Annotated in this window: 4 protein-coding genes and 1 pseudogene; 4 read left to right on the top strand and 1 reads right to left on the bottom strand. The window is 74.3% G+C overall.

Going from position 1 to position 5,523, the window contains the following annotated elements; all coding sequences use genetic code 11:
* A pseudogene (locus E1287_RS46160) lies at positions 1 to 315 on the bottom strand (hypothetical protein); the annotation flags it as partial.
* On the opposite strand from E1287_RS46160, the gene E1287_RS41730 reads away from it, so the two are divergent.
* From E1287_RS41730 to E1287_RS41715, 4 genes are read left to right on the top strand one after another with little or no spacing between them, the layout of a single operon-like run.
* Positions 251 to 2,308 carry a serine/threonine-protein kinase gene (locus tag E1287_RS41730; RefSeq protein ID WP_131971419.1) on the top strand — a complete coding sequence of 686 codons (2,058 nt, stop codon included), beginning with the start codon at positions 251 to 253 and terminating at the stop codon, positions 2,306 to 2,308. The pseudogene E1287_RS46160 and the gene E1287_RS41730 sit on opposite strands and share 65 nt — an antisense overlap.
* Positions 2,309 to 2,310: 2 nt before the next feature.
* Positions 2,311 to 3,342, top strand: a complete 1,032-nt coding sequence (locus E1287_RS41725; protein WP_131971417.1) for a protein phosphatase 2C domain-containing protein — start codon at positions 2,311 to 2,313, stop codon at positions 3,340 to 3,342.
* A complete protein-coding gene (locus tag E1287_RS41720) occupies positions 3,339 to 4,706 on the top strand; it encodes a VWA domain-containing protein (RefSeq protein ID WP_131971415.1) in 1,368 nt (455 codons plus the stop codon). The genes E1287_RS41725 and E1287_RS41720 overlap by 4 nt, the downstream gene beginning before the upstream one ends.
* Before the next feature lie 5 nt (positions 4,707 to 4,711).
* Complete coding sequence (locus E1287_RS41715) at positions 4,712 to 5,458, top strand: FHA domain-containing protein (RefSeq protein WP_131971413.1); 747 nt, start codon at positions 4,712 to 4,714, stop codon at positions 5,456 to 5,458.
* Positions 5,459 to 5,523 lie beyond the last annotated feature (65 nt).

Below are 5,523 nucleotides of genomic sequence, written 5' to 3'. Positions count from 1 at the left end.
CGGCGGGCCTGGGCGGGCCGGGGTGACCAGGCAGCAGAATCCGGTGGCGCCTCCGACCACGAGGCAGCCGGGCGGATCTGTTCCGTCCGCGCCGGGTGGGTCTGGGCCGTCCGCGCCCAGTGGACGGACGGGGCCGAGTTCGGCATCGAGCGGTTCGGCCAGCAGCGGATCGCGGACGCTCGGGTCCGGACGGACGGCGTCGCGCGGCGGGTCACGCGGAACGGGATCGGGCGGGTCGGCGCGGCGCGGGATGCTCGGCGCCGGGCTGGTGGACGTGCCGCCCGTCCCGGCCCGCGACCCGGCCTCGGCGATCATGGAGAAGCCGGAGGTCCCGGAGAACCGGCGGTACTGCAGCCGGTGCGACGAGAAGGTCGGCCGCAGCCGGGACGGGCGTCCGGGACGCACCGAGGGGTTCTGCGCGAACTGCGGGCATCCGTTCTCGTTCACGCCGAAGCTCCACGCGGGCGAGCTGATCGGCGGGCAGTACGAGGTGCTCGGCTGCCTGGCGCACGGCGGGCTCGGCTGGGTGTATCTGGCCCGCGACCACAACGTCAGCGACCGGTGGATCGTCCTGAAGGGGCTGCTCGACACCGGCGACGCCGACTCGCTCGCCGCCGCGACGGCCGAGCGGGCGTTCCTGGCCGAGGTCGAGCACCCGAACATCGTCAAGATCTACAACTTCGTCCGGCACGACGACTCCGGCTACATCGTGATGGAGTACGTCGGCGGCCGGTCGCTGAAGGACATCCTGCTGAGCGTCCGCCGCGAGCACGGCGACGGCGCGGCGCTGCCGCTCGGCCAGGTGATCGCGTACGGGCTCGAAGTGCTGAGCGCGCTCGGCTACCTGCACGGCGTCGGGCTGCTGTACTGCGACTTCAAGCCGGACAACGCGATCCAGTCGGAGGAGCAGCTCAAGCTGATCGACCTCGGCGGGGTGCGGCGGGCGTTCGACGTCGACAGCCCGATCTTCGGGACGCCCGGCTACCAGGCCCCCGAGATCGGCTCGCGGGGCCCGTCGATCACGTCCGACCTGTACACGGTGGGACGGACGCTCGCGGTGCTGAGCTTCCCGTTCCGCGGCTACACGGGACGGCACCTGCGCAGCCTGCCGCCCCGCGAGGAGGTGCCGCTGTTCCAGCGGCACGAGTCGTACCACCGGCTGCTGCGCCGCGCCACGCACCCGGACCCGACCCGCCGTTTCCAGAGCGCCGCCGAGATGGCGGAGCAGCTCACCGGCGTCCTGCGGGAGGTGCTGTCGGCCGAGGACGGACGGCCCCGCCCCGCGCCGTCGCCGCTGTTCGGGCAAGAGCAGCAGACCGCGGGGACGGACATCGTCGGCGGCCTCGGACCGGCGGGCGGCCAGAACGGCAGCGGCACGTCGCACGCGCCGATCCTCGCCCCGCTGGAGCCCGGGGCCGCGGCGGCGGCGCTGCCCGTCCCGCTGGTGTCGGGGGCTGACCCGGCGGCCGCGTTCCTCGCCGGGCTCACCGCCCGCGACCCCGGCGACCTGGCGGCGGCGCTGAGCGCGGCGCCCGTCGCGTCCCGCGAGGTCAGGCTCGCGCTGGTGCGCGTCCGGATCGAGCTGGGCGACCTGGACGGCGCGCACCGGCTCCTGGAGGAGCTCGCCGTCGAGGACCCGGACGACTGGCGCGTCGACTGGTACCGCGGCGTCCGCGCCCTCGCGGACGGCCGCGGCCGGGACGCGAGCGCCGTCTTCAACGACCTGTACGACCTCGCGCCCGGCGAGCAGGCGCCCAAGCTGGCGCTCGCCTTCTGCAACGAGCTGATGGGCGTGATCCCGCAGGCCGACCGCTTCTACGAGACGGTCTGGCGCACCGACCCGACGCATGTGAGCGCCGCGTTCGGCCTGGCCAGGACCCGTCTCGCGACCGGCGACCGGGGCGCCGCCGAACGCGTCCTTGACTCGGTCCCCCGGATCTCCAGCCACTATCTCGCCGCGCAGCTCGCGGCCGTCGCCGTCGCGGTCCGCGGCCGGGGCCCGGCCGACCTGAACGCGCCGACCCTGATCGAGGCGGGCCGCCGCCTCGCGTCCCTCCGGCTGGACACCGAGCGCGCCGCGGCGTTCGCCGCCGAGGTGCTGGAGGCAGCGCTCGCCTGGGTCCGCACAGGCCGCACGCTCCCGGCCGGGGTGCGGCAGCCGATCCTCGGGACCGGGCTGGACGAGCCGTCCCTCCGCGTGAAGCTGGAGGAGACGTACCGCGTCCTGGCCAAGCTCGCCGACGGCGCTGAGCACCGGCACCTGATGGTCAGGCGGGCGAACGCCGTGCGTCCGAGGACGCTGTTCTGACGATGGACGCGGACCAGCACACCCATGCCGGGCTCTGCCGCACCTGCGGCGAGCCCGTCCACGCACGCGACCGCTTCTGCGAGCAGTGCGGCCGTCCCGACCCGACCGCTCCGGACCGCACATGCGCCGACTGCGGGACCGGCGCCATCGGGACGGACGGCTACTGCGACCAATGCGGCTTCCGGCGGCCGAGCGGACGGGAGCATGTCGAGGCCGAGCTGGGCGGGTTCGTGGCGGCGGTGAGCGATATCGGGCTGAAGCGCAAGCGCAACGAGGACGCGTTCACGCTCGCGCCCCTGCCTTCCGGTGCGTGCGCGGTGGTGTGCGACGGCGTCGCGACTGCGCCGGGCTCGGCGGAGGCGTCGCGGCTGGCGGCGGAGGCGGCGGCGTCCGTCCTGGCCGGACGCGTCTCGGTGGGCATGGACCCGGAAGCCGCCACACGCGCGGCGGCGGAACGGGCGGCCGAGGTCGTCGCGAGCCTCATCAAGGACCCGAAGGACCTGGACGGCGCACCAGCCTGCACATTCGCGTCGGCGGTCGTGGACGGCGCGGGCGTCACCGTCGGCTGGGTCGGTGACAGCCGCGTCTACTGGCTCTCGTCCGCCGCCTCGTTCCTGCTCACGCGGGACGACTCGTGGGCCGCGCAGATGATCGAGCGCGGGCAGATGAGCGCGGCGGACGCGTGGGCCGACCGGCGGGCGCACCTGCTGACGGCCTGGCTCGGCGCGGACGCGGGCATCGTCAAACCGCAGGTCGCGGCGTTCCGGCCCGCAGGCCCCGGCATGGTCCTGATCTGCAGCGACGGCCTGTGGAACGACCTGCCGGAGGCGGCGGACCTCGCGGCCGTGGCCCTGAAAGGCGAAGACGGCGAGGCGCGTCCAGAGGTTTCCGGCGGCCGGACGGTCCGCGCGGCGCGGCGGCTGCTGCGGGCGGCGCTCGACGCGGGCGGGCACGACAACGTCACGGCGGTGGTGATCGCCTGGCCGCCGCCGGGCTCGCCGCCGCCGGGAACGAGCAGGGAGCCGGGCAGATGAGCGACGTCCCCGAGTTCACGGTCCGCGTGGACCAGAACGCCTACCTCCCGGCCGGCGGACGCGAGATGCACGCGATCGTGACCGTCGAGGCGCGCTCGTCCAGGGCCGAAGGCACCGGCGCCAGGGCCGGCGGCACCGGTACCGGAGACGATCGAGGACGCGCGCCGGCCGCCGAGGTCATCCTCATCGACACCTCGGGCTCGATGTCGTACCGGGGCAAGATGGCCGCCGCCAAGCGGGCGGCGCGGGCGGCGGTGAACGTGCTGCGCGACGGCGTCCACTTCGCCGTGGTCGCCGGCGCGAACCGGCCGCGGATGATCTACCCGCAGGGGGAGCGGCTCGTCGCGGCGGACGAGACGTCCCGCCGGAACGCCGTGCAGGCCGTCCAGCGGCTGGAGGCGGCGGGCGGGACGGCGATCGGGTCCTGGCTGCTCCTCGCCGACCGGCTGTTCACCGGCTACGACGACGCCGTCAAGCACGCCATCCTGCTGACCGACGGCAAGAACCAGCACGAGACCGCCGGCGAACTGGACGCGGCGCTGCGCGCCTGCTCGGGCCACTTCCTCTGCGACGCGCGCGGCGTCGGCACCGACTGGGACGTCGCCGAACTCCGCAAGATCACCTCCGCGCTGCTGGGCGGGTTCCTGGACGTGCCCGACCCGGCGGACCTGGAGGCCGACTTCCTCGCGATGACCCGCACCGCGATGAGCAAGGAGATCGCGGACGTGTCCCTGCGCGTGTGGACGCCGAAGCAGGCACGGCTCCGGTTCGTCAAGCAGATGGTCCCGGCCGTGGAGGACCTCACCGGCAGGCGGGTCGAGTCCGGGACGCAGACGGGCGACTACCCGCTCGGCGCGTGGGGGGACGAGACCCGCGAATACCACCTGTGCGTCGAGGTCGAGGAGCCGGGCGACGTGGGACGGCAGATGCGGGCCGCGTGGGTGAAGCTCCTCGCGGGCGACGACGTCCTCGCGTCCGGGAACGTCCTCGCCGAGTGGACGGACGACGAGGCCCGATCGACGCGGATCAGCGGACGCGTCGCGCACCACACCGGCCAGTCGGAGCTCGCCGACGCCATCCAGCAGGGCCTGGAGGCGCGCCGGGCGGGCGACGAGGACACGGCCACGGCCCGCCTCGGACGCGCCGTGGTGCTGGCCCGCGAGGTCGGCAACGAGCAGATCTCCGACCTGCTGGACCGCGTGGTGGACGTCGTCGACCCGGCGAGCGGCACCGTGCGGCTGAAGCGGGAGGTGTCCAAGGCGGACGAGATGTCGCTCGATACCCGTTCCGTCCGGACGGTCCGAACCCGCCACGGCGAAGAGCACGAAGCGCACGAAGAACGCGGCGAGCGGGGAGGAGGTTGAGGCCCATGCCGGTCTGCCCGCGCGGGCACACGTCCGAGTCCGCCGACTACTGCGACGTCTGCGGCGACCTCATGCCGGGCGCCCAACGCGCCGAGCCCACCCCGCCATCCGCCCCCACGCAGGCGCCCGAGGCGCAGGCGGCGGAGGCGGCCCCGGCATGCCCGCACTGCGGCACGCCCCGCGACGGCCGTTTCTGCGAGGTCGACGGATACGACTTCGACTCCGGCTCGCTCCACACCGTCCAGCTGACTGCCATCCGGACCGCCGCCCCGACCGTCCAGCCGAGGCCGCTGGTGCCGTCGCAGCGGAGCGGCAGCGGCCCGCACGTCGCGCCGCCCGGCCCGTCCGCGCTGATCGTCGCCGACCGCACGTACTTCGACTCTGTGATAGCGGAGATGGGCCCGGACGCGTCGGCGCTGACCTTCCCGCCGTACTGCCCGGACCGCCGCGTCCCGCTGATCGGCGACCAGGTCAGGATCGGGCGGCGCAGCACGTCCCGCGCCCTCCTGCCGGAGATCGACCTGAGCGTGCCGCCCGAGGACCCCGGCGTCTCGCACCTGCACGCCGTCCTCCTCGCGCGACCCGACGGGACCTGGAACCTGGTCGACCCCGGTTCGACGAACGGCACCACGGTGAACGGCGGATCGGATCCGATCGAGGTGAACGTGCCGGTGCCCGTCGCCGACGGCGACCGCATCCACGTCGGCGCGTGGACGACCATCACTTTGTCCTTGCAGGAAGGCCCGCCATGACGATGACTCCGCCTCACAGCTCATCGGTCCGGCCGGGCCCTGTGTCTTATACACACCTGACGCTG

Origin of the sequence: Actinomadura sp. KC06 (assembly GCF_004348735.1) — a bacterium.
GTDB lineage: Bacteria > Actinomycetota > Actinomycetes > Streptosporangiales > Streptosporangiaceae > Spirillospora.
This window is presented reverse-complemented; position numbering and strand designations above follow the sequence as displayed.